The organism is Salmonirosea aquatica, assembly GCF_009296315.1.
Classification (GTDB): Bacteria; Bacteroidota; Bacteroidia; order Cytophagales; family Spirosomataceae; genus Salmonirosea; species Salmonirosea aquatica.
Map to the genome: position 1 here is coordinate 1,572,274 of NZ_WHLY01000002.1, position 24,994 is coordinate 1,597,267.

The 24,994-nt window shown below is 50.6% G+C and carries 24 protein-coding genes; 16 read left to right on the top strand and 8 right to left on the bottom strand.

From position 1 onward, the window contains the following. Positions 1-131: 131 nt before the first annotated feature. The 3 genes from GBK04_RS07625 to GBK04_RS07635 form a co-directional block, all read right to left on the bottom strand. The gene (locus GBK04_RS07625) at positions 132-431 is read right to left on the bottom strand and encodes a helix-turn-helix domain-containing protein (RefSeq protein WP_152758317.1); all 300 of its coding nucleotides are present in this window, start codon (positions 429-431) and stop codon (positions 132-134) included. Then, positions 428-1,453 (bottom strand): DNA-binding response regulator, encoded by a 1,026-nt coding sequence (locus tag GBK04_RS07630; RefSeq protein ID WP_152758319.1) that lies wholly within the window; start codon positions 1,451-1,453, stop codon positions 428-430. Before GBK04_RS07630 ends, GBK04_RS07625 begins: the two co-directional genes overlap by 4 nt. 90 nt (positions 1,454-1,543) lie before the next feature. After that, positions 1,544-2,305, bottom strand: coding sequence for a creatininase family protein (locus GBK04_RS07635; RefSeq protein WP_152758321.1), 762 nt, complete (start codon positions 2,303-2,305; stop codon positions 1,544-1,546). 113 nt (positions 2,306-2,418) lie between these two features. Here GBK04_RS07635 and GBK04_RS07640 point away from each other — a divergent pair, with 113 nt between their 5' ends. Beyond that, entirely contained in the window at positions 2,419-3,438 is a 1,020-nt protein-coding gene (locus tag GBK04_RS07640) for a neutral/alkaline non-lysosomal ceramidase N-terminal domain-containing protein (RefSeq protein ID WP_373330799.1), read from the top strand. A 26-nt stretch (positions 3,439-3,464) separates the two neighbouring features. After that, complete coding sequence (locus tag GBK04_RS30425; protein WP_373330800.1) at positions 3,465-3,773, top strand: hypothetical protein; 309 nt, start codon at positions 3,465-3,467, stop codon at positions 3,771-3,773. A gap of 57 nt (positions 3,774-3,830) precedes the next feature. On the opposite strand, the gene GBK04_RS07645 is transcribed toward GBK04_RS30425, so the two are convergent. Further along, positions 3,831-4,892, bottom strand: a complete 1,062-nt coding sequence (locus GBK04_RS07645) for an NAD-dependent epimerase/dehydratase family protein (RefSeq protein WP_152758323.1) — start codon at positions 4,890-4,892, stop codon at positions 3,831-3,833. Positions 4,893-5,089: 197 nt separating this feature from the next. Between GBK04_RS07645 and GBK04_RS07650 the strand changes: the two genes are divergently transcribed. Next, positions 5,090-6,043 (top strand): aldo/keto reductase, encoded by a 954-nt coding sequence (locus GBK04_RS07650; RefSeq protein ID WP_152758324.1) that lies wholly within the window; start codon positions 5,090-5,092, stop codon positions 6,041-6,043. Positions 6,044-6,129: 86 nt separating this feature from the next. Here the strand turns inward: GBK04_RS07650 and GBK04_RS07655 are convergent, their stop codons facing one another. Both GBK04_RS07655 and GBK04_RS07660 read right to left on the bottom strand, forming a co-directional pair. Continuing rightward, positions 6,130-8,094, bottom strand: coding sequence for a KUP/HAK/KT family potassium transporter (locus tag GBK04_RS07655; RefSeq protein WP_152758326.1), 1,965 nt, complete (start codon positions 8,092-8,094; stop codon positions 6,130-6,132). Between the two features lie 131 nt (positions 8,095-8,225). After that, entirely contained in the window at positions 8,226-9,566 is a 1,341-nt protein-coding gene (locus GBK04_RS07660) for an Nramp family divalent metal transporter (protein ID WP_373330801.1), read from the bottom strand. Positions 9,567-9,827: 261 nt separating this feature from the next. Here GBK04_RS07660 and GBK04_RS07665 point away from each other — a divergent pair, with 261 nt between their 5' ends. The 8 genes from GBK04_RS07665 (at position 9,828) to GBK04_RS07700 (ending at position 18,759) form a co-directional block, all read left to right on the top strand. Then, positions 9,828-10,490, top strand: a complete 663-nt coding sequence (locus GBK04_RS07665) for a metal-dependent transcriptional regulator (protein WP_152758328.1) — start codon at positions 9,828-9,830, stop codon at positions 10,488-10,490. Positions 10,491-10,646: 156 nt separating this feature from the next. Continuing rightward, positions 10,647-11,723, top strand: a complete 1,077-nt coding sequence (locus tag GBK04_RS07670) for an LptF/LptG family permease (protein ID WP_373330802.1) — start codon at positions 10,647-10,649, stop codon at positions 11,721-11,723. Further along, positions 11,720-12,616, top strand: coding sequence for a DMT family transporter (locus tag GBK04_RS07675; protein WP_152758330.1), 897 nt, complete (start codon positions 11,720-11,722; stop codon positions 12,614-12,616). The genes GBK04_RS07670 and GBK04_RS07675 overlap by 4 nt, the downstream gene beginning before the upstream one ends. A gap of 63 nt (positions 12,617-12,679) precedes the next feature. Next, a complete protein-coding gene (locus GBK04_RS07680) occupies positions 12,680-13,630 on the top strand; it encodes a glycosyltransferase family 2 protein (protein ID WP_152758331.1) in 951 nt (316 codons plus the stop codon). Then, on the top strand, positions 13,623-15,044 hold the full coding sequence (locus GBK04_RS07685; RefSeq protein ID WP_152758333.1) for a DUF6056 family protein: 1,422 nt from the start codon (positions 13,623-13,625) through the stop codon (positions 15,042-15,044). The genes GBK04_RS07680 and GBK04_RS07685 overlap by 8 nt, the downstream gene beginning before the upstream one ends. Further along, positions 15,037-16,728, top strand: coding sequence for a hypothetical protein (locus GBK04_RS07690; RefSeq protein ID WP_152758335.1), 1,692 nt, complete (start codon positions 15,037-15,039; stop codon positions 16,726-16,728). Before GBK04_RS07685 ends, GBK04_RS07690 begins: the two co-directional genes overlap by 8 nt. Before the next feature lie 15 nt (positions 16,729-16,743). Next, the gene (locus GBK04_RS07695) at positions 16,744-18,213 is read left to right on the top strand and encodes an MBOAT family O-acyltransferase (protein WP_152758337.1); all 1,470 of its coding nucleotides are present in this window, start codon (positions 16,744-16,746) and stop codon (positions 18,211-18,213) included. Between the two features lie 168 nt (positions 18,214-18,381). Continuing rightward, entirely contained in the window at positions 18,382-18,759 is a 378-nt protein-coding gene (locus GBK04_RS07700) for a co-chaperone GroES (RefSeq protein ID WP_152758339.1), read from the top strand. 12 nt (positions 18,760-18,771) lie between these two features. Here GBK04_RS07700 and GBK04_RS07705 read toward each other — a convergent pair whose 3' ends face one another. After that, a complete protein-coding gene (locus GBK04_RS07705) occupies positions 18,772-18,990 on the bottom strand; it encodes a Kazal-type serine protease inhibitor family protein (protein WP_152758341.1) in 219 nt (72 codons plus the stop codon). Between the two features lie 93 nt (positions 18,991-19,083). On the opposite strand from GBK04_RS07705, the gene GBK04_RS07710 reads away from it, so the two are divergent. Beyond that, on the top strand, positions 19,084-19,515 hold the full coding sequence (locus GBK04_RS07710; protein ID WP_152758343.1) for a DUF4174 domain-containing protein: 432 nt from the start codon (positions 19,084-19,086) through the stop codon (positions 19,513-19,515). Here the strand turns inward: GBK04_RS07710 and GBK04_RS07715 are convergent, their stop codons facing one another. After that, positions 19,516-19,932, bottom strand: a complete 417-nt coding sequence (locus GBK04_RS07715) for a lipocalin family protein (RefSeq protein WP_152758345.1) — start codon at positions 19,930-19,932, stop codon at positions 19,516-19,518. Between the two features lie 98 nt (positions 19,933-20,030). Here GBK04_RS07715 and GBK04_RS07720 point away from each other — a divergent pair, with 98 nt between their 5' ends. From GBK04_RS07720 to GBK04_RS07735, 4 genes are all read left to right on the top strand, one after another. Beyond that, complete coding sequence (locus GBK04_RS07720) at positions 20,031-21,011, top strand: YheT family hydrolase (RefSeq protein ID WP_152758347.1); 981 nt, start codon at positions 20,031-20,033, stop codon at positions 21,009-21,011. Between the two features lie 159 nt (positions 21,012-21,170). After that, positions 21,171-23,075, top strand: coding sequence for a phosphoglycerate dehydrogenase (gene serA / locus GBK04_RS07725; RefSeq protein ID WP_152758349.1), 1,905 nt, complete (start codon positions 21,171-21,173; stop codon positions 23,073-23,075). A gap of 125 nt (positions 23,076-23,200) precedes the next feature. Continuing rightward, positions 23,201-24,280 carry an aminotransferase class V-fold PLP-dependent enzyme gene (locus GBK04_RS07730; RefSeq protein ID WP_152765952.1) on the top strand — a complete coding sequence of 360 codons (1,080 nt, stop codon included), beginning with the start codon at positions 23,201-23,203 and terminating at the stop codon, positions 24,278-24,280. A 179-nt stretch (positions 24,281-24,459) separates the two neighbouring features. After that, positions 24,460-24,966, top strand: coding sequence for a hypothetical protein (locus tag GBK04_RS07735; RefSeq protein ID WP_152758351.1), 507 nt, complete (start codon positions 24,460-24,462; stop codon positions 24,964-24,966). Positions 24,967-24,994 lie beyond the last annotated feature (28 nt).

Consider the following 24,994-nt stretch of genomic DNA (forward strand, 5'->3'; position numbering starts at 1 on the left):
CCGGTGCGGAGACGGTAGAGCATTTGCAAACCTAGGGGTCAGCAGCGGTTGGATTCCTACCCGTTCGGGTAGTTTTGCCCAAAAAAAAGACTACCCCAATGGGTAGTCTTTACGTTTCCAGCCTCCAAAGCCTATTTTCTAAAATTAATCAGCAAATCTTTTCGGTCCTTTATGTCCAGTATTTGATAGATGTTGCGGATGTGGTACTTTACTGTATTTTCCGAAATGAACAGTTGGTCGGCAATTTCCCGGTTACTCTTACCTGCCGCCAAGCAATCCAATACTTCCCGCTGTCGTTCGGAAAGATCTCCCTCACCGGGTTGGGAGTAGGTACCTTCGCCAGAAACGACAACTCCGCTTTGATCCTGGTTTTTCAGGAGATTGATCTGCTGTTGCTGCTGGACTAAAAAAGCCTCAAGTTCAGATTTCATTCGTTCAAATTCGACTTCCATCCTGAGTTTTTTGCGGCGATACAGCCCCCCCAAACCAGCAATGCAAGAGTCAAAAGCACGGCACCGACCAGCCCGAAGGTCAGATACAGACGGCGCTCCTGCTCATCCTGTAGTTTCTGGTCTTTTTCGTTCAACAGGATAGTCTCTTTCTGATTGTGCAGGGCGGCCAGGTTCTGGGTCTGGGCATATTCCAGATTTAGGGAGTCCAGTTTGCGACTCACAGCTACTGCCGCCGGGTCGTTGTGGCTTTCGTAAATGCGCAACAGCTGCTCATGGGCGTACATGTGGTACTTGATAATCCCACAGGAGTCGGCATACTGACCTGAGCGCCGAAAAGCTTCCAGCAGTTGCTCGGGTTTATGCATGGCATTGTACAGTTCCATCTTCTTGACGTAGATCATAGGCAGGTCGCAGGGGTCCGAGGTCCGCATCCAGCCAATGGCCCGGTCGTAAGTGGCTTCGGCCTGCTGGTATTTTTTGTCCATGAATAGCAGGTACCCCTGTTGCATCACCAGTTTCGATTTATTCTCAAGGTCGATGTACCGGAAGCCGGTTTTTTCCAGAGCCTTCATCAAACTATCGGAATTTTCGTACTTATGAATATCAAAGTAGGCGAATGCTTCCTGCGCCATGATAGAGGCCAGATAGGCTTCTTTCTTTGGAGTTTGTAGGGCAAATCCCCGGGCTTTTTCTAAAAACTGCAGCGTAGACTGATAGTCTTGCAGACGCTTGTAGGTGTAGGAAAGCAAGATAGCTGCCTGGTACTTTTCGTCGGGGCTAAACTTGTCACTTTGCAGCGCGGGCAGAAGCAGTGCTTGCGATTCGTTAAATTTAAGCGCATTGTTCAGATCGAATACCTTCCGTTCGAGTTGCTGGTAGGGAGATGTCTGCGCGCGCGTCGGCGGCCCTAGCAAAAAGGTCAGCAGTATTGCCAGTATCAGGGAATAACAGCAATTTTTAATCTCTTGTATGATCGCGTGGATGGCGATAAAAAATCTCATAGAGTGAGGACATAAAGGCAGATATGTAAAAGACAGCGAAGCAGCTGATCTAATAGCTTTGAGGTATGGTCCGGCATTCCCTAACCTACTTTATTCATACATCTGCCCCAAATCCGCCTTGGCCAACTCATAAAAAAAAACACCCAGTTTTTCCGTCAAATCCTGAAAAAACCGTTGGCCTTTTTCTACCGTGGCTTTCTTGGGATTGCCGATGCCCGTATCGGCCGTCACCTGCGACCACTTGCGCTCGCTCCACGCCCAGCCTTCGCGGAAGGCGGCTACGGTATGGGTTTTGGCCGCGCCATCGCCGGATTCGTCGAGAGGTAGTACTAGATCGGGGCGCAGATGCAGCATCACGCTGGTTTCGAGCTCATCGGCATGGTCGCCTTTTTCTTCAAAATAGTTTTTGCGGTCGAGGATATTGAACCAGAAACAAAAGCTCAGGTGCATCTGGGGGTACCTTACCCCCAACTCGCGCAGCATGGGTTTGAAATCGTTACCGCCGTGGCTATTGAGCACCAGCATCTTGCGGATACCTTGGCGGTTAAGAACCTCCACAATGTCGTTTAGCACGGCCAGCTGGGTGCTGGGATGCATGTTGATATCGAGTAAAATATCGGTCTGCCCGCTGTTGACGCCGAAAGGTACCGTAGGTAGCACAATGACTTTCGCGCCCTTTTCCCAGGCCAGTCGTGCCGACTCGGCGGCAATATGATCGGCCTCGTACACATCGGTAGCGTAGGGTAGGTGGTAGTTGTGGGCTTCGGTGGCACCCCAGGGTAGGATAGCCAACTCAAACTTTTCGTGTTGGATGGCTTTCCAGTTTGTTTCGGCAAGCAGGTAGGATTTCATAGGGGAAGTATTTCTAAAAAGGTAGACAAGTGAGAATGGGCAAGTTTCCCGCTTTTTTTGAATTATTCCAATTGGAAGCGCAGTCAAAAAGATAAGATAGTACATTTACGTGTATGAAATTCCTGAAAATTTTCCTCAAAATTCTGGGCGGACTTGTGGGGGTACTACTACTGCTCGTGCTTGCGATGGTCACGACGATCGACTACACCCCCTACCAGGACATGAATTATTACCGCGAATGGCAGCAGAACATCGGTGCGGTTCAGGTTTCGGCGGATACTGCGACGCAGCCCTTACAGGCAGGCTGGGCCAAAGTCAACATTACGCCCGCCCAACCCGGACCGATGGCGGGCTACGGCAACCGCCGCGGCAAGCCCTACACCAGCGTTCACGATTCGGTCTACGTGCGGGCGCTCGCTTTTGACAATGGGGCTACGCGGGCCGTACTGGTGGTAGCGGATTTGCTCATTGTGCCACCCACGGTGACGGAAGCTCTGAAAAAACGCCTGTCCGAGGTAGGGATAGGGTTTGACCAGGTCTACCTGGGGGCTATTCATAGCCACAATAGTATTGGCGGTTGGGGCGATACCATCACGGGCAAACTCTTTGCCGGAAACTTTGATCCTGTCATCGCCGACCGCATCGCCGACGCCATGATCCGGGCCATCCGCGCCGCGCAACGCAACCAGCAACCCGTACAGGTGGGGTACCTTCAGGTACAGGATACGGTGGATATCCGGAACCGATTGGTAGGCGATCAAGGTACCCTCGATCCGTGGGTACGTAATATGTACTTGCGCGGGGCTGACGGACGCACGGCCCTGCTCAGTTCCTATGCCGCCCATTCGACGGTACTGGATTCGAAAAACTACGCTCTTTCCCGTGATTATGCCGGCGCTTTGGTCGATTCCCTGGAAGATGGCGAAGCCGACTTTGCCGTCTTTATGGCCGGGGCCGTGGGAAGCATGGGGCCACAGGAAGTAGGGACGACCGATTTTGAGCAGGTAGGCCATCAGGCCGATGGCGTGGAAACGGCCATTCAGTCGAGCTTCGATAGCATACAGGTTGAACCCGTAACAACATTACGAGCCTTTACAGTGATGCTGCCCATGCGGGAACCTACCCCCGGCTAAACACGACCTGGGCTCTGCGGCCCTGGGTGTTCCGCTGGGCGTTCGGTGATTACCCATCTTTTGTCAAAGCACTGCGGATTGGCAATATCCTGCTGGTGGGGCTCCCTTGCGATTTTTCCGGTGAACTGATGGCCGAGCTGAGCGCCTATGCTGCGGCCAGAGGCATGCACCTGATGGTAACGAGTTTCGACGGAGCCTACGCGGGCTACATCACCGACGACCGACACTTCGACCAGAACTTATACGAAACCGTGACGATGAGTTGGTTCGGACCTTACAATGGTGCTTATTTTTCGGAAGTTGTAAAGAATGTAGTCGATAAAATGGCGATTTGAAAATCGGCTTAAAACTGTTATCCGTGCCACGGTTCAAAATCGTGGCACGGAGGTACCCTACTTCAAAATCGGCCCTAAATCTTCCTCATTTTCCTTAAGCCATTCGGCGATTTCCTGCACGATCTGCCTGATGCCAATCTCCGGTTTCCAACCCGTGAGCGTCGTCACTTTAGTGTTGTCGGTCACGTACAGCCGGATGTCGGCCGTGCGGGTTTCGGCTACGGCTTTAATGGGGATGGTATGGCCCGTCACTTCCTGACAAATTTTGGTCAACTCCTGCAACGACGCGCTGCTTTCCAGTCCCCCACCCGCGTTGAGAATTTGGCCGTTGACCTGATCCAGGTTGTGTAATTGCCAGTCTATGAGGCGATAGAGGTCGGCGACGTGAAGCATATCGCGGATTTGCTTGCCCGTGCCGCCATAGCCAAAGTACCCTAGTTGCTGCTGGAAGTAATGCTTCGCTACCCACAGCACCATCACGCCCTGGTCCACCTTGCCCATCTGCCACGGGCCCGTGATAACGCCGCAACGATTGATGACGGTTTTGAGGTTGTAAAATTCTTTGTATTCCTGAATCAATAATTCGGAAGCCAGCTTGGTAGTACCGTATAACGAGCGCGCGCCATCGAGCGGGAAATCCTCGGCGATGCCTTGGGCCGACGCGCCCGGGACAGGCTGTTCATCCGCTAAGGCAAAGCGGGTTTCCTCCTCCACAAAATTCAGCGTTTCCAGCGTCTTGATCGGGTACACTCGGCTGGTAGATAGAAAGATAAATGCCGCCTTGTGCTTCAACGCATAGTTGAGGCAATTGACCGTTCCGAACAGATTGGTATTGATCAGGTAGTCGGGGGTACCATCCAGCCCGGCGAGCACCGAAGGTTCGGCGGATGCCTCGATCACGGTATCCACGGCAGGCAGCGCATCAAAATCCTCTTTGCTGCGAATATCGCCGTGGACAAACTCCACGCCTGCTTTTTTCAGGCGGGTAATGTTCAATTCAGAGCCCCTTCTTTTAAGATTGTCAAGGGCAAAAATCTGATAATCGGGATAGTTGGTTTTTAGGGCTATCGCCAGTGATGAACCGACAAACCCGGCTCCGCCCGTAATAAGAATTTTCATGGATTAGGGGGTAAAGTAGATTGGTTTTTACGGCCAAAGGTAAGGGCATTTGAATTGACCTTGCACTCCGCCGCCTGGACTTTCCACAAAAAATCACCTGCCTCAGGTAGATATCCGGCTCATTTTTGGTTTGGGAACAGTTTTGTACGAACTTGTCCTTCCATCTATTTTTTTTCAATCAAATTTTAGCCCAATTCATGAAAACTATACCGATTGGCCCAAACGACGCCATACCCGCCCTGGGACTGGGTACCTGGAAATCAGCCGAAGGCGAAGTATATAAAGCTGTCATAGAAGCGATTAACGCAGGGTACCGACACATCGACTGCGCCGCAATATACGGCAATGAAGCCGAAATAGGTCGCGCTCTATATGATGTGATGGCCAAGGGTACCGTAAAACGCGCAGACCTATGGATCACTTCAAAACTGTGGAATAATTCCCATCGACCGCAGCAGGTACGTCCGGCCTTGGAAAAAACATTGAACGACCTCCAGCTAGACTATCTGGATCTATATTTAATTCACTGGCCGGTAGCCCTGAAAGCGGGCGTCGCCTTTCCCAAAGACAGCAGCGAATTTCTAAGCCTGAAAGAGGTACCCATATCCGAAACCTGGGAGGCGTTGGAGGCCTGTGTGGATGCCGGACTGACGCATCACATCGGCGTGTCAAACTTCAATGTGCCAAAAATTAAAAAATTGCTCGAGACGGCTCGCATCAAACCGGCTATGAATCAGGTAGAAATGCACCCCTTTCTTCAGCAGAACGAGTTGGTGGATTTCTGTCATAAAAACGGCATACAACTCACGGCTTATTCGCCCCTGGGGTCGGGCGACAGGCCTGAGCGGTTGAAGAAAGAGGACGACCCTAACCTGTCAGAGGAGGAAACGATTACGGAAATTGCAGAAAAGTACGGCTGTAGCTGGGCGCAAGTGCTGCTGGCGTGGGCCATCAACCGAGGTACGGTAGTAATTCCCAAATCGGTAAATCCCGACCGGATCAAACAGAATTTTGAAGCCGCTGACATTGAACTGGATAATGACGATATGGCGCGTATTGGTGAGCTCGACCAGCATTTTCGCTTCATCAATGGCGAAACCTGGGCTCAGGCAGGCACCGACTATACCCTGGAAGGAATTTGGGATAAGTAGCCTTGTAGTACGGACGGTACGCCGCGCGGCTTCCAGCCCGTCTTTTTTGGCATTCTGTCTACTAAGACGGGCTGGAAGTCCATAACCTAGCTGTACACCCGCCGGAGTTTGACATTTTCGGCGGGTCGTATTACCAGGGGTACCTGCTCCACCTTGACAGAACTGCTGTCCAGTCCGAACCATTTGTCTTCGGAGGTAGTGAAATCCTTGATGAAAAAATAGGCTTTCATCACGATCCGTTCAAAATAGGGCAGGTCGTTCTCGAAGGAAAGGAAGCGCTCGAGCACGACGAACCGGAAGTCGCCGGTCATGTTCTGACGGCTGAGTGATTCGTACCGGCTTGTGATATCCACTTCCCGGTTTTTAACCATGTCCTCGATCACGCGGCGGAAAAACAGGTTGATCCGCTGCTCCACCCGGAAGCCCAGCCGGAACGTCACTTTGATGACGTCATCCTCTTCCAACACATCCACTTTGTATTCCATGGTATAAGGATCATCCAGCGTGTCAACGTGCACGAACCAGTAAATATCCGCACGTTTAGGGCGTTTCTGAAAAATGGAATAGATTACCTTGGTTTCGATTTCGCTGGCGCGGGAAGCATTGCTCATGTACACCAGATGGGTGGCGTACTTGGGAATACTGATGTCCCGGCTAAGTTCGCGAAGAGCCGGCAGGTAAGTCTCCAGTTTGGCATATTCAGTAAGCCGCAGCTTGATATAGAAGGCCCGCAACCATACGAACATCACTCCGCCCATGACACCGGCGATGAGTACCGTAACCCAGCCCCCATGGGTGAATTTAACCATGTTCGCTACCAGAAAGCATCCCTCGACCAACATGTAGAAACCTACGAAACCTGCCACCCACCACATATTCACTTTTTTAATATAGAGGTAGTAGCCGAACAGAATGGTATTCATCATCATGGTCATGGTGATGGCCAGCCCGTAGGCCGCTTCCATTTTGGATGATTCTTTGAAATACAGAACCACCCCGATACAACCCGCAAAAAGCAGGAAATTGATGCTGGGTACGTACAACTGTCCTTTTTGATCGGAAGGGTACACAAGACGTACCTTCGGCCAGAAGTTGAGCCGGATAGCCTCGCTGATGAGGGTAAACGCCCCGCTCAGCATAGCCTGACTGGCAATGACGGTGGCAATGGTAGCAATACCGATTCCGAACGGCAGAAACCACAGCGGCATGATTTCATAGAAGGGATTGCGCTCGGCCAACATTTGCCCATTAAACTTGAGCACGTATGCTCCCTGTCCGAAGTAATTGAGCAGCAGGCAGGATTTGACGAAGATCCAGCTTATCCGAATATTTCCCCGACCGCAGTGTCCCAGGTCGGAATATAGTGCTTCGGCACCCGTAGTACACAGAAAGACCGCGCCTAACAGCCAGAATCCTCCCGGGTGCTCCACCAGCAAATCGTAGGCATAGTGTGGACTCAGAGCCCGGAGTACACCCGGATCGTGGGAAAGCGAGAAAGCCCCTACGGTACCCAGCATAATAAACCACACGAGCATTACCGGACCAAAAGCCGCCCCTACTTTGTTGGTTCCAAAAACCTGGATGGTAAAAAGAATCGTGAGGATGATGATGACGATCGGGATCGTTTCGATGGTCGGATAGATGGCCCGGATACCCTCGACCGCCGAAGAAACGGAGATGGGTGGCGTAATAATGCTGTCCGATAGTAGGGTAGATCCTCCAATGATAGCCGGCACAGTGAGCCATCGGGCATGGCGCCGTACCAAAGCAAAGAGGGCAAAAATGCCCCCCTCTCCCTTATTATCTGCGCGTAGAATCAAAACCACATATTTAAGGGTGGTTTGAACGGTAATGGTCCAGAAAATACACGAAAGAGCTCCCAGAATCAATAATTCTGAAATGGTTTCGGTACTGGCGATGGCCCTCAATACATATAGGGGAGAGGTACCTATGTCGCCGAATATGATCCCAAGAGCCACCAATAGTCCGGCGGCCGATACTTTTTCTAGATTCCTGTGACTGTTGCTATGTGAATGACTACTATGATCCATGGACGACGAATTACCGCTTGTGTAATGTGCTAAATATTAGCAAAAAAGTCGCCAAAAGTAAGGATTTAATCAATTGAAAGTTGAAAAGAGAAAAGGGAAATGCATACCTGCCGGCAATTTCCAGTTTCTTTTCAGAAAAAAGTATCCCACAAAAGGTAGGCATTCAACGTCAGGATGATGGCGGCCACTACCCAGCTGATGACCTTCATCCATCGGGTGTTGGCAAATGCCCCCATCTTGGCCCGGTCGCTGGTAAACATGATCAGCGGAATAACCGCAAAACTCAATTGCATGGAGAGAATTACCTGACTGAGTACCAGGAGTTCGGCGGCACCCTCTTCACCGTAGAGAATCGCCACCACCAGTGCGGGCACAATGGCAATGAGCCGGGTGATAAGCCGCCGCAACCAGGGCTTAAGGCGCAGGTTCAGGAAGCCTTCCATCACAATCTGCCCGGCCAGGGTACCCGTCAGCGTCGAGTTCTGGCCCGAAGCCAGCAGGGCCACCGCAAAGAATATGCTGGCCCATTTTACGCCCAGTAGGGGATCGAGCAAATGGTAAGCATCGGTGATGTCGGCCACTTCAAAACGCCCATTGGTGTGAAAGGTAGCCGCAGAAAGGATCAAAATAGCCGCATTGACAAAGAAAGCCAGGCCCAGAAAAACTGTGGAGTCGACAGTAGCGAATTTAATGGCCGAACGCTTGCCCGCTTCGTCCCGCTTGAAGTTGCGGGTCTGAACAATGCTCGAATGCAGGTACAGGTTGTGTGGCATCACCGTAGCGCCCAGAATCCCAATGGCGATGTAGAGCGCCGTGGAATCGGTAACGACCTTTGCCTGCGGTACCAGTCCACCCAGTATACCCGCCAAGGAAGGCTCGGCTACGATCATTTCATAGATAAAACTGACCATGATCAGGGCAATGAGTCCACCGACAATGCTTTCGAGCACCCGGAATCCTTTGTGCTGGAAGTAGAGAATCAGCAACACATCAAAACCCGTAAGTACCACACCCACGGCCAGCGGCATGCCGAAGAGCAGATTGAGGGCGATGGCAGAACCGATGACTTCGGCCAGGTCGCAGGCAGCGATGGCGATCTCACATAAAATCCAGAGTACGAATGACACCGGGCGTGAGTAATAGTCACGGCAAGCTTGGGCCAGGTCACGTCCGGTGGCGATGCCCAGTTTCAGCGACAAGTGCTGCAACAGCATGGCGAATAGGTTTGAAATCAAAATCACCGACAGCAGCGTGTAGCCAAAGCGGGAGCCGCCTTCGATATCGGTAGCCCAGTTGCCAGGGTCCATATAACCCACGGCCACCATCAGGCCGGGCCCAATGAAAGCGGCCATTTTTTTCCACCAGCCTTTGCCCTCGGGCACATTGATGGTAGAATGTACCTCTGGTAGGGAAGGCAATTGTTCCATAAGAAGCGGGGTACTTTCCCGCTTGCGGGGTATGTTTTTAATCATTTAAGTATTTTTAAGAAAAGGCTCTGACGATAGGGTTGCATCCAGTCGTGCCCTAACAGGCACAAAATCATTTGTCATGGATTTCCTAATGGCTGTCTATCAATATTATACCAAGACCCAATTTATCCCTGCAAAGGATCTTTAAAATATTTTCTATGCAAAGGTAGAAACTATTTTTTAGACTACCCTAAACTTTTTCAATACAATAAGTAAATCGTACTTTTGCGTTATAGCAGTCCGCGTCGAAGTCAGTTCTACCTCATGCAGCATTCGTTCACTGAAGAAAATTATCTGAAAATCATTCACAACCTGTCAGGCCCCGAAGGGACGGAAGTGAGTACCAACGCCCTGGCCGAAGGAACGGCAACCCGCGCGGCTTCGGTGACTGACATGCTCAAGAAACTGGCAGAGAAGGATTTGATTCATTATAAAAAATACCAGGGGGTCACGCTGACTCCAACGGGCGAAAAACTGGCTCTTAAAATAATCCGTAAGCATCGGTTATGGGAAGTTTTTCTGGTCGAAACGCTGGGATTCGGTTGGGATGAGGTGCATGATATTGCCGAAGAACTGGAACACATTCCTTCAGACCGCCTTGTGGAACGGCTGGCCGCTTTTCTGGGCAATCCGCAATTCGACCCCCACGGCGACCCGATTCCCGATGCGAAAGGCAATATGCCGGCCGCCGACTACCTGAAGCTGTCGGAGTTGCACGAAGGCGACAAGGTATTGATGATGGGGGTACTTGAGCACGCCACGCCATTCCTCCAACACCTTGATCGCTCCGGGCTGATGCTGGGTTGCGAAATGGAAATCAAGGAAATCAATGAATACGACAAGTCGGCGCTAGTACAGATCGATGGCGTAAAAACGCTGTTCATCAGCCAGGAAGTCTCCAAACATCTCCTGGTACAACGTGTTTAAATCAGTAGACAATTGAGCGTTGACAGTGGATATTTTTTTTCGATGGAAGTACCTGCGCAGAAATAATTGCCCTATTTACTTTTGACCTACCACCTACCTTATTAGCCGATCCCCAATCCAGTATCCCTCATCCCGAATTTATCCTAAGTCGTCATTGTGAAAATACTGGACCGCTATATTCTCAAAAATTTTCTGGTTACCTATCTGTTCGTCGCCTTTGTCATCGTGCTCATTATCTGTATGATCGATTATACAGAGAAGATTGACGATTTTATTGAAAAGAAGGCGCCAGTTTCGGCTATCTTGTTCCAGTACTACCTCAACCTGATTCCTTACTGGATCAACTACATCAGTCCGTTGATGGTGTTCATTGCGACGGTTTTTTTTACCTCGCGCTTGGCCGCACGTACCGAAATAGTGGCGATGCTGAGCAGTGGTATCAGTTTCGGGCGTCTGCTGGTACCTTATTTCATGGGGGCCGTCGTGATTGGCGGCGTGATGTTCCTGCTGGTGGGCTGGGTACTTCCCCGAGCCAACAAAATCAGGAACGCGTTCGAGCAACAGTACGTAAAAGATGAGTTTTACTACGACGGGCGCAATGTACACATCAAAGTAGCCCCGCATATGTACGCCTACCTCGAAAGCTACAACGTGACCACCAAAACTGGCAACAAGTTCACACTGGAAACCGTGGATGGCAATAAGCTCAAAAAGAAACTGACGGCCGACCATATTGTGTGGCAACCCAAGAAGAATAAATGGGCCCTGAAAGACTATCGCATCCGCACATTGGACAGCCTGCGCGAAAACCTCACCTATGGTACCGAGCTGGACACGCTGATTAATCTACGACCCAAAGATTTCGAGAGTGATTACAATCTTTTTGAAACCTTCACCCTGAACGAGTTGAACGATTACATCGACCTACTCAAGAGCCGGGGTGCCGACGGCCTGGAAGTGTACCTTATTGAAAAATATACGCGTTTTACCCAGCCATTTGCCATCCTGATTCTGACTGCCATTGGGGTAATCGTGTCAGCGCGCAAAAGTCGCCGGGGCGTGGGCCTGCAGATCGCCCTGGGCTTTGCCCTGGCTTTTATCTACATTCTGTTTTTTCTACTTTCCAAGGGAGTGGCCGAGTCGGGCAACATCAATACGCTACTGGCGGTGTGGCTGCCTAATATTATTTTTTCATTTGTGGGCGTGGCTCTGTTCAAAACCCTGCCCCGATGAGTTCGTCGCCCCCGCTGCGCTCCTACCTGCAACTGCATTTCCTGGTGCTGATCTGGGGTTTTACCGCCATCCTGGGACTATTGGTGACTATTGCTCCCACTGCTTTGGTCCTCTACCGTACCTTTTTTGCGGCTCTGGGATTAGCGTTGGTAGTCTATCTGCGTAAAAAGAGTTTCCGTGTCGGACGCGGTCAGGCCATTCGCATGATGGGGGTGGGGATTCTGCTCTCTACCCACTGGATTTTGTTTTTCGCTTCGGCGCGGGTTTCCACAGCATCCGTCTGTTTGGCGGGCATGTCCACTACCTCGCTCTGGACCAGTTTGGTCGAGCCGCTGGTGAACCGACAGCGGGTCAGGCCGCTGGAGGTACTTCTGGGACTGCTGGCAGTGGCAGGACTATACATTGTGTTCCGTTTCGAGTTCAATCATGCCCTGGGTTTGATACTAGCCTTGGGTTCGGCTTTTCTGGCGGCCCTTTTCACCGTGGCCAACAGCCATTTTGTGAAGCGACACGACGCTTTTGTGATTACCTTTTACGAAATGGTGGGAGCAAGCATCTGTTCACTTTTTTTTGTGATTGTTTTTCAAACGTACGACCTGAACAATGCTCTGCCGCTCTGGCCTGCTTCCGCCGACTGGCTATGGATTTTGATTCTGGCGGGGGTATGCACCGTGTATGCCTATTCTATGGGTACCCAGCTGATGAAGCAGTTTTCGGCGTATATGCTCAACCTCACTGTGAACCTCGAGCCCGTGTACGGTATTGCGCTGGCCTTCGTCATTTTCGGGGAGAAAGAGCGCATGACGCCTGGCTTTTATCTGGGTACCCTGGTGATTCTGCTGGCGGTTCTGGCTTATCCCCTTTTGCAGAGGCGCCAGCCCATGGCGGGTTAAACCCAACCTAAATGCCTGGGGTTTGCCTTTTCCTGCTAATTTTGCCCCATAAACGACGACTTTATGAATCCAGCACGCCTGCTGCTCGTACTACCCTGCTACAACGAAGAAGCCATTCTGCACCACACCTATGGTACGCTGAAAGGCTATTATGCGGGTATCAAAGCAAGCGGACTCATTCACGAAGATAGCAGAATATGCTTCGTCAATGACGGCAGCCGCGACCGTACCTGGACCATGATTGAAGAGATTTCGCAAGCCGATCCCACCGTTATTGGCGTCAAGCTCTCCCGCAATTTTGGTCATCAAAGCGCAATCCTGGCCGGACTGGAACACCATGTGGACGATTTCGACTGCTTCATCACCCTCGACGCCGATTTGCAGGACGACATCCACGCCATGACCGCCATGCTCGAAAAACATCGCGAGGGCGCGATGATCGTGTACGGCGTCCGCAACGACCGGACCTCCGACAGTTGGTTCAAGCGCGTGACGGCCGAGAGTTTCTACACGATCATGCAGAAAATGGGCGTTCCGGTGGTGTTCAACCACGCCGATTTCCGGCTCATGGATCGCCGGGTACTGCGGGAGTTGGGGAATTTCCGGGAAATCAACCTCTTCCTACGGGGCATCGTGCCTTTGGTAGGTTTTCAGAGTGAGAAGGTTTTTTATAAGCGGCTGGACCGGATGGCAGGCGAGACCAAGTACCCCGTCAGGAAAATGGTTCTGTTCGCCTGGAACGGCATCACGTCATTCTCCACCTTTCCCATGCGGCTGGTGCTGTACTTTGGTTTTTTCAATTTTCTGGTAGCCATGGTTATTTTTGCCTATATCCTGGGTTCCTACCTTTTTGGCTTTACCGTACCCGGCTGGACTTCCACCATGCTCCCGATTACTTTTTTTAGCGGCTCCAATATGATGGCGCTGGGGCTGATTGGGGAATATATCGGCAAAATCTACGAGGAAGTAAAAGCCCGGCCCCGCTATATTATTGAAAAAATAGTGCATGAATAATCTTATCAGAATTTACCGGACGGTCGGCAACACAATTAATATAGCCTTACTGGCTGGTGTACTGCTGCCATTGATCGCCCTATCTTTTTACAACCACCCTTCCCCCGCCGATGACTACGGCTACATCGACACGGTGTTCAAATACGGCTGGCTGGAAGCCATGCATTACTACTACACGGGCTGGACAGGCCGGTATTTTGGTATTTTCCTAAATCATACAAACCCTCTTCTTTTCCATTCCGTTGAGGGCTTCAAGGTACTGCCCGTTCTGGTTATCTTGGGCCTGGTGGCGATCCTGTACGGGTTGGCTCGTCAGTTGACCCCCACCCTGTCGTGGCGGGCACATCTGGGTTTTGCGGGGGTACTTTTTTTTCTATATATCCTCAAATTGCCCAGCGTCGCCGAAGCTTTCTACTGGATGGCGGCTTTCGTGACCTTCTCGGTTCCGGCCATCATGACCTTTGGCTGGATTATCTTGACAATTCGTTGGTATCGCCTCGAAACCAAACGACTCCAAATCCTCACCACTGTTTTTGCTGGTTTTTTGGTATTTGCTATCATAGGCAGCAGTGAGCCCAGCCTCCTTACGATTCTTATTCTGATCGCAGGTCTTTGGGGATACCGCCTTCTGTTTCATAAAAAGGTCGACGGGTTCATGATCGGGATGCTGGTGGCAGCGGCCATAGGCTGTTTTTTCTATTTCAGAGCCCCAGGCCTTACCGTCCGCATCGGGGGCAATCCTCTAAGTGGAAACATTCCTAAGTCGATGCTGAACGCTTTCAAAACCCTCACCCTACTCACTGTCGACTGGCTCACTACCACTCCAATCCTGCTGTTCACGGTCGTGTGGTTCATTGTACTTTCGCGCATTGTGCCGCAAGCCCGCGCCTATTTTGCAGTTCCCTTCTGGTACGTTTCTCTGCTATTCCTAGGTGTGTTGGCCGCTCAGCTCTTTACGCCTTACTATGGCATTGGCATCGATCCTACGGCACGGGAGGTCAACTACGTGTATTTATTTTTTCTGGTAGGCTGGTTTTATGTAGCAGGCGTGCTTTTTCACGAAGTCAACAGCCAGTTCACCCTACCTCATATTCCCCGGTTACCCCAAGGCATAATCCTGACAATTCTGGCGTTCTGGATTGTTTTTGATGTTTACGAAAATGCCAACATCCGCATGGTGTATAAGGACTGGCTGAGCGGCAAAGCGGCTACCTACAACGCCAAAATGTACCAGCGGTATGAGCTGATTAAAAATTCGCCAACTCCGGTGGTGTACCTACCCGAAATAAAAGATCCGCCCCAATCCCTGTTCGTGGACGACATCAAAGAAGATAAGAACCACTGGTGGAATAAGCTGATGGCCGGGTACTTCGGCAAGGAGGCGATCTACCTTAAAAAAGCAGATCATGACTGAAAAGGTGCTCACCAAAGGTACCCTTGGCGCGGCGATCCTGATCCTGATTCCAATCGTCCTGTTTTATGTGGTTTCTATTCAGTATAGCATCAATGTACCCTGGTTCGACGACTTCGACTGTCTGCCCAACTTCCTGCTGAACTGGCTGAACGCCGAAACTTTTTCCGGTAAGTTGGAAGCCTTGTTTCATCCCACCAATGAGCACCGGATCGTCTCGGCGCACTTGGTGCTACTGGCCCAACAGTCCCTTATGGGCACCCTGAATTTTAGAGTCATGGCGTTCATAGGCAACCTATCCGTGCTTGGGATATTCTGGCTGATAGCTCTGAATTTCAGAAAAACCGAAACGCGCCTGCTGTGGCTTCTTCCCGCCGCGCTGCTAGTTTTTAATTTGCAGTACTACGCCATGACCTTCATGACCATCATGACGTTGCAGTACCAGCTGGTGATCTTCCTTTCCTTTTTGTCCCTCCATTATCTAGCCAAAGGTACCTACTTGGCTTTCGGGTTAGCAGTGGGCGTAGCGCTGCTGGATACGTATAGTATGGGCAATGGCATGATGGTGTGGCCATCGGGCGTTGTGTTATTATTTTTCCAGGGCCGCTGGAAAGTGTTGGGAATTTGGGTAATCCTGGGAGTAGTAGCCGTTTTTGCGTACTTCTACGGCCAGGAACTGGTGCAGGGCAATGAAAAAGGATTTGCTTACATTCTGGCCAATCCCGTCAAAGTGCTGGCGGGTTTGCTGGCTATGGTAGGGGGAATTTTTGATATTTTTCCCACCCTAACCTTCCTGTACCGAATGCTGATTCCGGTTCTTTTGGGGGCTCTGATGCTGGGATTTGGGATATATTGGCTGGTGATGATCTTCACGCGTTCGGAGTACTGGCACCCGCGCATTCCAAATACAGGATTTGTAAAATATTTCCCTAAAAACAACAACCCGCTGCCGGACCAGGATTCGACGAATGCCTTCTGGCTGGGTGCCCTGACCTACCTGTTCATCAGCATGGCTCTTGTGGTTTTTTTCAGGACACGCTTCAATTATGAATTGGTATTGTGGAGTACCTACAAGATCTACCCGGGTACTTCCGCCGCCATTGCCTATCTGCTCCTGATTTCCCTGGTACCCTATTCCGTAAAAAAATATGTTTTTGGCGGGGTACTGGCACTGGCGCTACTTGCGTGGGGTACCTCATACTACCATTACATTCCCGAAGTAGCCAAAATCCGTAAAGTCCGGCTGGCGTTCGCCTTCAACCAACGGCATAACGGCATCGGGCTGGGCGCTTCCAAAGGTACCTCCTTCGAGCCGATGGTCGTGCGTACCTTGCAGGGTACTAAAGAAAAGGGCGTGTACCAGCTGCCTTCGCCCCTGATCCACCCCGGTGAAGAGGATTTGTCCGAACGGTTTACCGAAGGAAATATTAAAACCACAATACGCGAAACGGATGCTAACGTTCTGATTACGCTCCCAACCCACCAGGCCAGCGACCTACCCTTCGACCGCTACGCGGTGCTCAAATCGCCCCGGAACATCTATCTGTTCTATGTCCAGCCCACTCAGGGCTTAGCGGACTGCCCCAAAGCAACGCTGCACAGCGGAGTGTATACGGTTGAAATATGGGAAGCAGGCAATCAACACGATACGCTTCTAGCCACCGACCAAACTGTGATCATCCCCTGACGCCCTCCCGAACCGATGCTGTTTAACTCCCTGCAATTCATTGTTTTCTTCATCTTCGTGACGGTGGCTTACTTCAGCCTGTCGTGGCGGGGACGCTGGATGCTGTTGCTGGCGGCGAGTTGCTACTTCTACATGGTCTTTAAGCCCGTGTACATCCTGATCCTGTTCGGTACCATCGTCATCGATTACTTCGCCGGAATCTGGATTGAGAAAATCGAAGATCAGCGAAAGCGTAAACTTTTGCTGATCATTAGCCTGATTTCTAATATCGGGATTCTGGCGTTCTTCAAGTACTACGATTTCCTTAGCGATTCGGTCAATAGTTTCTTGGCTCTCCTGAACCTGGGTCCCTATGTACCTCCGCTGGGCGGACTGATTCCGCATCGCATCGCCGAGTGGATTACCAACGGAGCCGGACGGGTGCTGCTACCCATCGGCCTGTCGTTCCACACGTTCCAGGCCATGAGCTACACCATCGAGGTGTACCGCCGCAACCAGCAGGCTGAGTACCATTTCGGCATCTACGCGCTGTACGTCATGTTTTACCCGCAACTGGTGGCGGGGCCCATCGAGCGCCCACAGAATATGCTGTTCCAGTTCCACTCGTATTTTAATTACGATTTTGAACAGGTGAAAGCGGGGCTGATGCAGATGGCCTTTGGTATGTTCAAGAAAGTAGTGATCGGCGACCGCCTGGCCCTGATGATAGACTATGCCTATGAGAATCCCTACGAGCAGAACGGCTTAACCTTACTGGTGGCTACCCTCTTCTTCACTTTCCGTATTTACTGCGATTTTTCGGGCTATTCCGATATCGCCATCGGGGCGGCGCGGGTCATGGGTTTTACGCTGATGGACAACTTCCGTACTCCCTACGAATCCGCTTCCATTTCGGAGTTCTGGGGGCGATGGCATATTTCGCTATCCACCTGGTTTCGGGACTACCTGTACATTCCGCTGGGCGGTAATCGTAAGGGCGAATACCGACGGTATGTCAATCAGTTCATCGTGTTTCTGGTAAGCGGGCTGTGGCATGGAGCAAGCTGGAACTACGTGATTTGGGGGAGTCTGCACGGTTTTTACCAGGTAGGGGCGGCTCTGCGTAAAAAGTGGTTGGCCCGATGGGGCGTAGTCATTCCCCAAAACCGCTTCATCCATTTTGCCAACGTCGCCATCACCTTCGCACTTGTGAGCCTGACCTGGGTGTTTTTCCGAAACGACAAAGCCCCCGTAAAACAAGCCTTCGCCATACTCCACAAGATAGGTACCCTATCGTGGGGCGAGCCGGTGCGATCGCCGCTCAATTCGGTCGAGATGTGGTTTTCCGTAGTGCTAATTCTTTTCATGCTTGTCAAGGAACACTATTTCCTCACTATTCCTACGCGTAGCACGGCGCTGTTTTATTCCCTTTTTATCTTCCTCTGCGCATTCATTTATTTCTTCGGAGTCTTCACTTCCAATCAGTTTATCTACTTCCAGTTTTAAGAAGATTTCAGATGCCGGATGCTGGGCGTTTGACTTTTTGGGTTAATCCAGAAAATGCTGTTGGCGGTTAATTTCTGTCAATTTGGCATTTTTGGTTAGCGTTGTACGCTTCTTTTGAACACAGAATCCTTGATACAAATTTCCCTGGATGAAAAACTAACCACTACAATGGAAATTACTGCCGATAACCGTTTAAGAAGCCTGATCGTGGTGGGTGACCGCGTCCTGATCAAACCCAAAAGCCCCAACGACCGTACGCATAGCGGTCTGTACCTACCTCCTACCGTAACCGAGAAAGAGCAGGTACAAACCGGCTACGTCATCAAGGTAGGTCCAGGGTACCCTATTCCCGCCGCCGTGGACGAAGAGCCCTGGAAGGAAACTGAAGAAAAAGTGAAGTACATGCCCTTGCAGGCCCGGGAAGGTGATTTGGCGATTTACCTGCAGCGCAACGCCATTGAACTGGAATACGACGGTGAAAAGTATGTAATCGTGCCGCAAGCCTCGATCCTGATGCTGGACCGGACGGAAAATCTGTTTGATTGATTGGGGCTTAACTCATCTCTTAGACTTACACGCTCCGGCAGTATATTTAATAATCCCCACTGATTCAGCTACGCAGGAGTTTGCATAGGTTTTTCCGTTGCAGCCGCATACCGGATTATAGATAAAGGGACAGGCTCTCCCATCGTGCGGCTGCTCAATGCATTCCCTATCCACTTCTTTGTGGCAGCCAAACGCAAGCATTAAAATGAATAGCGTTGCTATCTTTTTCATAGTCTGTTTTTGGTTTGGCAGGGTACCTTAAAAGTGTACGTAGCCTATGAACAATTTCGAGACATGGCCGTTTTTTAAGAAACATTCAACGCCATGAACTCCGTGATCCTTCATTTATTCCTTTCTTCCCTTCTCTTGGCTACCTTCTTCGCAGAAATCCCCCTCCGCGAAAAACTGGAAAGCCTGACTTGGAAAAATCGAGTGATCGTCATCTACACACCCGACGCCAGCTCCAAAGAATTTCAGCAGCAGAAGCAAATCCTGGCCGCAAAACCCAAAGAACTAAAAGAACGAGATCTCGTCGTCATCGAATGCGTGGGCCAAACACTAGATGCTGAGGACAAAAACTACCTGGCTCGCCATTTTAGTCACGACCTGACGAAATTCGGGGTGTGGCTGGTCGGGAAAGATGGGGGTACTAAACTCACCGAAACGCAACCCGTCACTGCCGAAAAATTTTTCTCCCTCATCGATTCCATGCCCATGCGGCAGGCCGAGATGAGACGCGGCACGCCCAAAAACTGATCACATGCGCTGGTAGGTGTAGGAACAGCCCTCATTACATATCGAGGGCAGGATGGTGAGCCGGTCGCCCGCGAGGTTGTATCCCCAATGGTTTTCTTTATTCCCCGTGCCTGCATTGTCAAATTTGAAGTACAGTCGCCCTTCTCCTTCGATTCTGAATTCACCTGAACTCACGATGGGTGTCTGGAACTGACCGGGTTGGGGTATCTTTTCGATAAAGGAACCGTCTTTTCTGAATTCGAGCGTTTGGGTGGCGCTGGTGGTGGCTAATTGCTGCGGACAGCTGCCATCGCCGGGACCTACGCAGAATTCCTTCAACTGCCAGGTACCCACTATGTTTTTTTCTTCGGGACTGAGCGATTCTTTGCTGCATCCCAACAAACTGATTAGCATCAGCATGAAACCTATTCTTTTCATTTTCTTACATTCTGTTTTTCTTACCAGACCAATTTTCCGGGCTGTCGGTTGGAACGACGTTCTGCTTTTTTTTGTCACATACAGAAAAACAGAGCTTTATGCCCCTGCTCCGTACCACCGATCACAAAGCACCTTTCTGGCTACCCAACGGACACTTCCAAAGTATCTTTCCCGCCCTTTTCCGGAAAATAAAGGATGTCGCCTACACGCGTGAGCAGATCATAACGCCCGATGATGATTTTCTGAATCTGGACTGGGCCAAAACCGGCGCTCCCGTCTCCAAAGGCCTGGTGATTCTGTCGCACGGCCTGGAAGGAGACAGCCAGCGGCAGTATATTCTGGGCATGGTGCGGGCACTGACTCGTCAGGGGTATGATTGCCTAGCCTGGAATTACCGGAGTTGCGGGGGTGAAATGAACAAGCAGGTACGGTTTTACCATAGCGGGGCCACGGACGACCTGGATCTGGTGGTGCAGCACGCACTTCTAAAAGGCTATGGTACCCTTTTTCTGATGGGGTTCAGTTTGGGCGGAAACCTTACCCTCAAGTACCTAGGAGAGCAAGGTACCCTCCTGATTCCTGAAATAAAAAAAGCGGTCGTGTTCAGCGTACCCATGGATCTGCTGGCGTGCAGTCGGGCGATCGAAAAACCGGAAAACTGGGTGTACTTGAAACGCTTTCTATCATCGCTAAAACCCAAAGTGACCGAAAAATCCAAAGTCTTTCCCGATCATATCAGCGTGGGCGATTACGCCAAAGTAAAAACCTTTTACGATTTCGACCATATCTACACTGCCGCCCTACACGGCTTCGACGGCGCAGACGACTACTACGCTCGCAACAGTTCCAAATTCTTTGTGGAATCCATTACCATCCCTACCTTGATTGTCAATGCGTTGAACGATCCTCTGGTACCTGCGGAAAGTCTACCCCAGGCTCAAATCGCCGCCATGCCGAATGTGTGGCTGGAACTTACGCAGGAAGGCGGACATTGCGGATTTCGCTCCGAAACCCTGGACAATGATTTGTATTGGTCGGAGCAGCGGGCGCTAGATTTTTTGGAAAACAACAAAAGCTAGGGGCACATTTTCACTAATCAATTAATAAATAGTACGCATCCTATACAATCGGCTGTAAATGTACTTTTTATAGTCAGTGTACGCTACGTTTCTTAATTTTGCATAAAACGTAGTAGTCATTCTGAACCAAGGGGATAATATTCCTGCCAAACTTCCTGCATGTTGACGCAAACACTTAATCCGACGCACATTGTCATTGATTTTGACAGCACGTTTACCAAAGTAGAAGGGCTCGACGAGCTGGCCCATATTGCCCTGGCCGGCCATAACGACCGCGAAGCGATTGTACAGCAGATCCGCGAGTTGACCGATAAAGGCATGAACGGCGAAATGGCGTTTGCCGAAGGACTACGCCGCCGCATCGCCCTGCTGTCGGCCGATCGCTCGCACATTGAGCTTCTGGTTGACTACCTGCGTACCAAAGTGTCGGATTCATTTCTGCGCAACAAGACTTTTATCACCGACAATGCCGACCATATTTATGTGGTTTCCAGCGGTTTCAAGGAATTTATCGTTCCCATTGTGACCGAGTTGGGTGTTCGTGCCGATCATGTTTTTGCCAATGAATTCGTATTCGACGAAGAGGGGCGCATTATCGGCGTGGATGAGACGAACGTACTGGCCTCGGACGGTGGCAAAATAAAACTCCTGCGTACCCTGAATCTGACGGGCGATATCTACGTGATTGGTGACGGCTATACCGATTACGAGCTGCGCGAATCGGGCCTGGCTAACCGTTTTTATGCTTTCACTGAAAATGTCAACCGCCCCCGCGTGGTACAGGTAGCCGATCACGTGTCGGGCTCGCTGGATGAATTCCTGTACGATAACAAACTGAGTCGCAGCCAGTCGTACCCCAAGAGCCGAATCAAGGTACTCCTGCTGGAAAACGTGCATCCGGCGGCCGTGCGGGCTTTTGAAGAAGAAGGCTTCAAAGTGGAGTTTTTGAAAGGCGCGCTGGACGAAGATGAACTCTGCGAGCGGATCAAGGACGTGTCAATCATCGGTATCCGCTCCAAAACCCAGATCACCAAGCGCGTACTCGAAAGTGCTAACCGCCTGATGGCCATTGGTGCTTTCTGCATCGGCACTAACCAGATCGACCTCGAAACGGCCACCGAACGCGGCGTGGCAGTATTCAACGCGCCCTACAGCAACACCCGCTCCGTAGTGGAGTTGGCTATTGGCGAAATGATTATGTTGATTCGAAATATCGTCCCTAAAAGCAACGCCATGCACACCGGCCACTGGGACAAGTCGGCCAGTGGTAGTTACGAAATTCGGGGCAAAAAACTAGGCATGGTAGGGTACGGCAGCATTGGCACACAGCTTTCTGTGGTGGCTGAGGCATTGGGGATGGAAGTGTATTTTTATGATGTTGTTGACAAACTAGCCATCGGCAACGCCCGCAAGGTACGTTCGCTGGAAGAATTGCTCCAGATTTCTGATGTAATCAGCCTGCACGTGGACGGTCGCAAGGAGAACACCGTCATGATCGGAAAGGCGGAGTTTGACCTGATGAAGGACGGGGTCATTTTCATGAACCTGTCGCGCGGTCACGTAGTAGATATCGCGGCCATGGCTGAGGCCATCAAGAGCGGAAAAATTGCCGGGGCCGCCGTGGACGTTTTTCCTAAAGAACCCAAAACCAATAATGAGGCCTTCGAAAGCGAGCTCATCGGCCTATCTAACGTCATTCTGACGCCTCATATCGGCGGCAGTACCGAAGAAGCCCAGGAGAACATCGGCTACTACGTACCGGGCAAACTGCTGGAATACATCAATAATGGCAGTACCTACGGCAGCGTCAATTTTCCCGAGGTGCAGCTACCCAAGCTGGGCGACTCGCACCGCCTGCTGCACATCCACGCCAATGTACCGGGTGTCCTGGCCAAGCTGAACAGCATTTTTGCCAAATACGAAATCAATATCTCGGGACAGTACCTCAAGACCAACGAACTGATCGGCTACGTGATTGTGGATATTTCCAAGAAGTACTCCGAGGAATTCATCCAGGAAATCAAGGCCGTCGAAGGTACCATTCGTTTCCGGATGCTGTATTAATCAGGATGTACAAAGTAGCAAGGGCACAGAGGCATAAAGGAATTACTTACGCTTGATTGCAATCTTACGCACTTTGAATCTTTGTGCCTATGTCCCTCAAGAACCACCGCTACCTACCTACCCCTATGCAAAATACCTTCTTCACTCCCGGCCCGGCGGCACTGTTTCCCACCTTTGAGAAACACCTGAAAACCTTCATGGACCGTCAGTTGGGTTCCATCTCGCACCGGAGCCAGCAGTACCGCGACCTGCACCGCTTCACGGTGGAGCAGCTGCGGATGTTGCTATCTATCCCGGATACACATCAGGTACTTTTTCTGGGTTCGGCTTCGGAAACGTGGGAACGGATTCTGTTGAACTGCGTCGAGCACGAAAGTTTTCATTTGGTTAATGGCTCGTTCTCGAAAAAGTTTTACGATTACGCTCATGCACTTCACAAGTTCGCGCATGTGTACGAAAAGCCGATGGGTGAGGGATTTGATTTCGCCGAAATCGAGGTACCTGAATACGCCGAGGTAATCTGCATCACGCATAACGAAACAAGCTCTGGCGTGCAGATGCCCGTAGCTGATATTCACAAACTAAAAGCCAAGAATCCTGACAAATTTGTGGCCGTGGACATGGTGTCGTCGGCACCCTACCCAGCGCTGGATTATAGCCTGATCGATACCGCGTTTTTCTCGGTGCAGAAAGCCTTCGGCATGCCCGCCGGATTGGGCGTCTGGATCGTAAACGAGGCGTGCCTGGCCAAGGCCGAACGTCTGCGGAAGTACGACAGTCTCACCATCGGGGCGCACCACGACCTACCTACCTTGTGGAAAAACGCCCTGAAATACGAAACACCCGCCACCCCTAACGTAATGGCGATCTACATTTTGGGCAAAATCGCGGAAGACTTCAACCGAATTGGCATTGAAACTATACGCAAAGAAACCGAACACAAAGCCGGGTTACTTTATAATCTGGTTAAGAAACATAACAACTTTGACGCTTTTGTGAAGATACCCCGCCACCAATCCCAAACGGTGGTAGTAGCCAATACAAAGAAAGAATCCTCAGCCGTCATCAGCAAGCTCAAAGAAAAAGGCCTGATCATTGGCAGCGGCTACGGCGAGTTCAAGGGCTCGCAGGTACGGTTGGCCAATTTTCCGGCTACGTCGGTGGCGCAGATCGAGGGATTGGTGAAAGCGTTGGGGGAAGTGTAGGCGTATATTTACAGGCTTTTTTTGAAGAAATAATCGGAGTAGCCCGTTCTGAAAATTAAAAATTCAGACGTACTACTCCGGTTTCATTTTTTGTATATCTTGGCAAAGCGATACCCTACTAGCTTCGATGTACGTAAGAAATGAGCGAGTTGGTATCTTGACTCAAAATCTATGAGGCTATGAGAAGATACCTGCTGCTGTTTTTCCTTTTGCCAATTACGAATAGTTTTTCTCAGTCACCTGAACCCCCAATTCTGTTTAAGGATGACAAGATAGTTTTAAATATGAGCAAGGATACGGTCTTACTTGACTCATTAATTGCCATTTCCAGAAGATACGGCGTGGAAAAGAATTTTAACTGGGGTATCGACTCATCCGCCTTAAGTGGCAGATATCCTATCAAAATTGCATTTGGTCTGAACTTGGTGCAGTTTGAAGGAATGGCAAAACGGTTGGCTTTTAATGAAAAGCATGCAGAGATTCTCCGGCAATTCTTCGAAAAAGATTTCCAGGAATGTAGTACAGGCAGAGAGTATATTGCTTTGAAAAGAGCTTATTTGAAAAAATATCCTGAGTATCTCAAAAATGAAGCCGGGTTTAGGGAAGAGGATTTAAAAAGAGACGAGGCAGTTATGGACAAGATGATCCTCAACACTGAAAAGTATCGGGAGGCCCATAAAAACTGAGTGAATGTTTCTCATTACAAACGGAGTC

What these genes read in the sequence shown, in the direction of transcription:
- GBK04_RS07720 (WP_152758347.1), top strand. Translation starts at nt 20,031, where the DNA reads ATGCCCCTGCTCCGTACCACCGATCACAAAGCACCTTTCTGGCTACCC.
- GBK04_RS07685 (WP_152758333.1), top strand. Translation starts at nt 13,623, where the DNA reads ATGAATAATCTTATCAGAATTTACCGGACGGTCGGCAACACAATTAAT.
- GBK04_RS07680 (WP_152758331.1), top strand. Translation starts at nt 12,680, where the DNA reads ATGAATCCAGCACGCCTGCTGCTCGTACTACCCTGCTACAACGAAGAA.
- GBK04_RS07630 (WP_152758319.1), bottom strand. Translation starts at nt 1,453, where the DNA reads ATGAGATTTTTTATCGCCATCCACGCGATCATACAAGAGATTAAAAAT.
- GBK04_RS07660 (WP_373330801.1), bottom strand. Translation starts at nt 9,566, where the DNA reads ATGATTAAAAACATACCCCGCAAGCGGGAAAGTACCCCGCTTCTTATG.
- GBK04_RS07640 (WP_373330799.1), top strand. Translation starts at nt 2,419, where the DNA reads ATGAAATTCCTGAAAATTTTCCTCAAAATTCTGGGCGGACTTGTGGGG.
- GBK04_RS07690 (WP_152758335.1), top strand. Translation starts at nt 15,037, where the DNA reads ATGACTGAAAAGGTGCTCACCAAAGGTACCCTTGGCGCGGCGATCCTG.
- GBK04_RS07650 (WP_152758324.1), top strand. Translation starts at nt 5,090, where the DNA reads ATGAAAACTATACCGATTGGCCCAAACGACGCCATACCCGCCCTGGGA.
- GBK04_RS07665 (WP_152758328.1), top strand. Translation starts at nt 9,828, where the DNA reads ATGCAGCATTCGTTCACTGAAGAAAATTATCTGAAAATCATTCACAAC.
- GBK04_RS07675 (WP_152758330.1), top strand. Translation starts at nt 11,720, where the DNA reads ATGAGTTCGTCGCCCCCGCTGCGCTCCTACCTGCAACTGCATTTCCTG.
- GBK04_RS07695 (WP_152758337.1), top strand. Translation starts at nt 16,744, where the DNA reads ATGCTGTTTAACTCCCTGCAATTCATTGTTTTCTTCATCTTCGTGACG.
- GBK04_RS07700 (WP_152758339.1), top strand. Translation starts at nt 18,382, where the DNA reads ATGGAAATTACTGCCGATAACCGTTTAAGAAGCCTGATCGTGGTGGGT.
- GBK04_RS07705 (WP_152758341.1), bottom strand. Translation starts at nt 18,990, where the DNA reads ATGAAAAAGATAGCAACGCTATTCATTTTAATGCTTGCGTTTGGCTGC.
- serA (WP_152758349.1), top strand. Translation starts at nt 21,171, where the DNA reads ATGTTGACGCAAACACTTAATCCGACGCACATTGTCATTGATTTTGAC.
- GBK04_RS07645 (WP_152758323.1), bottom strand. Translation starts at nt 4,892, where the DNA reads ATGAAAATTCTTATTACGGGCGGAGCCGGGTTTGTCGGTTCATCACTG.
- GBK04_RS07710 (WP_152758343.1), top strand. Translation starts at nt 19,084, where the DNA reads ATGAACTCCGTGATCCTTCATTTATTCCTTTCTTCCCTTCTCTTGGCT.
- GBK04_RS07715 (WP_152758345.1), bottom strand. Translation starts at nt 19,932, where the DNA reads ATGAAAAGAATAGGTTTCATGCTGATGCTAATCAGTTTGTTGGGATGC.
- GBK04_RS07730 (WP_152765952.1), top strand. Translation starts at nt 23,201, where the DNA reads ATGCAAAATACCTTCTTCACTCCCGGCCCGGCGGCACTGTTTCCCACC.
- GBK04_RS07735 (WP_152758351.1), top strand. Translation starts at nt 24,460, where the DNA reads ATGAGAAGATACCTGCTGCTGTTTTTCCTTTTGCCAATTACGAATAGT.
- GBK04_RS07635 (WP_152758321.1), bottom strand. Translation starts at nt 2,305, where the DNA reads ATGAAATCCTACCTGCTTGCCGAAACAAACTGGAAAGCCATCCAACAC.
- GBK04_RS07625 (WP_152758317.1), bottom strand. Translation starts at nt 431, where the DNA reads ATGAAATCTGAACTTGAGGCTTTTTTAGTCCAGCAGCAACAGCAGATC.
- GBK04_RS07655 (WP_152758326.1), bottom strand. Translation starts at nt 8,094, where the DNA reads ATGGATCATAGTAGTCATTCACATAGCAACAGTCACAGGAATCTAGAA.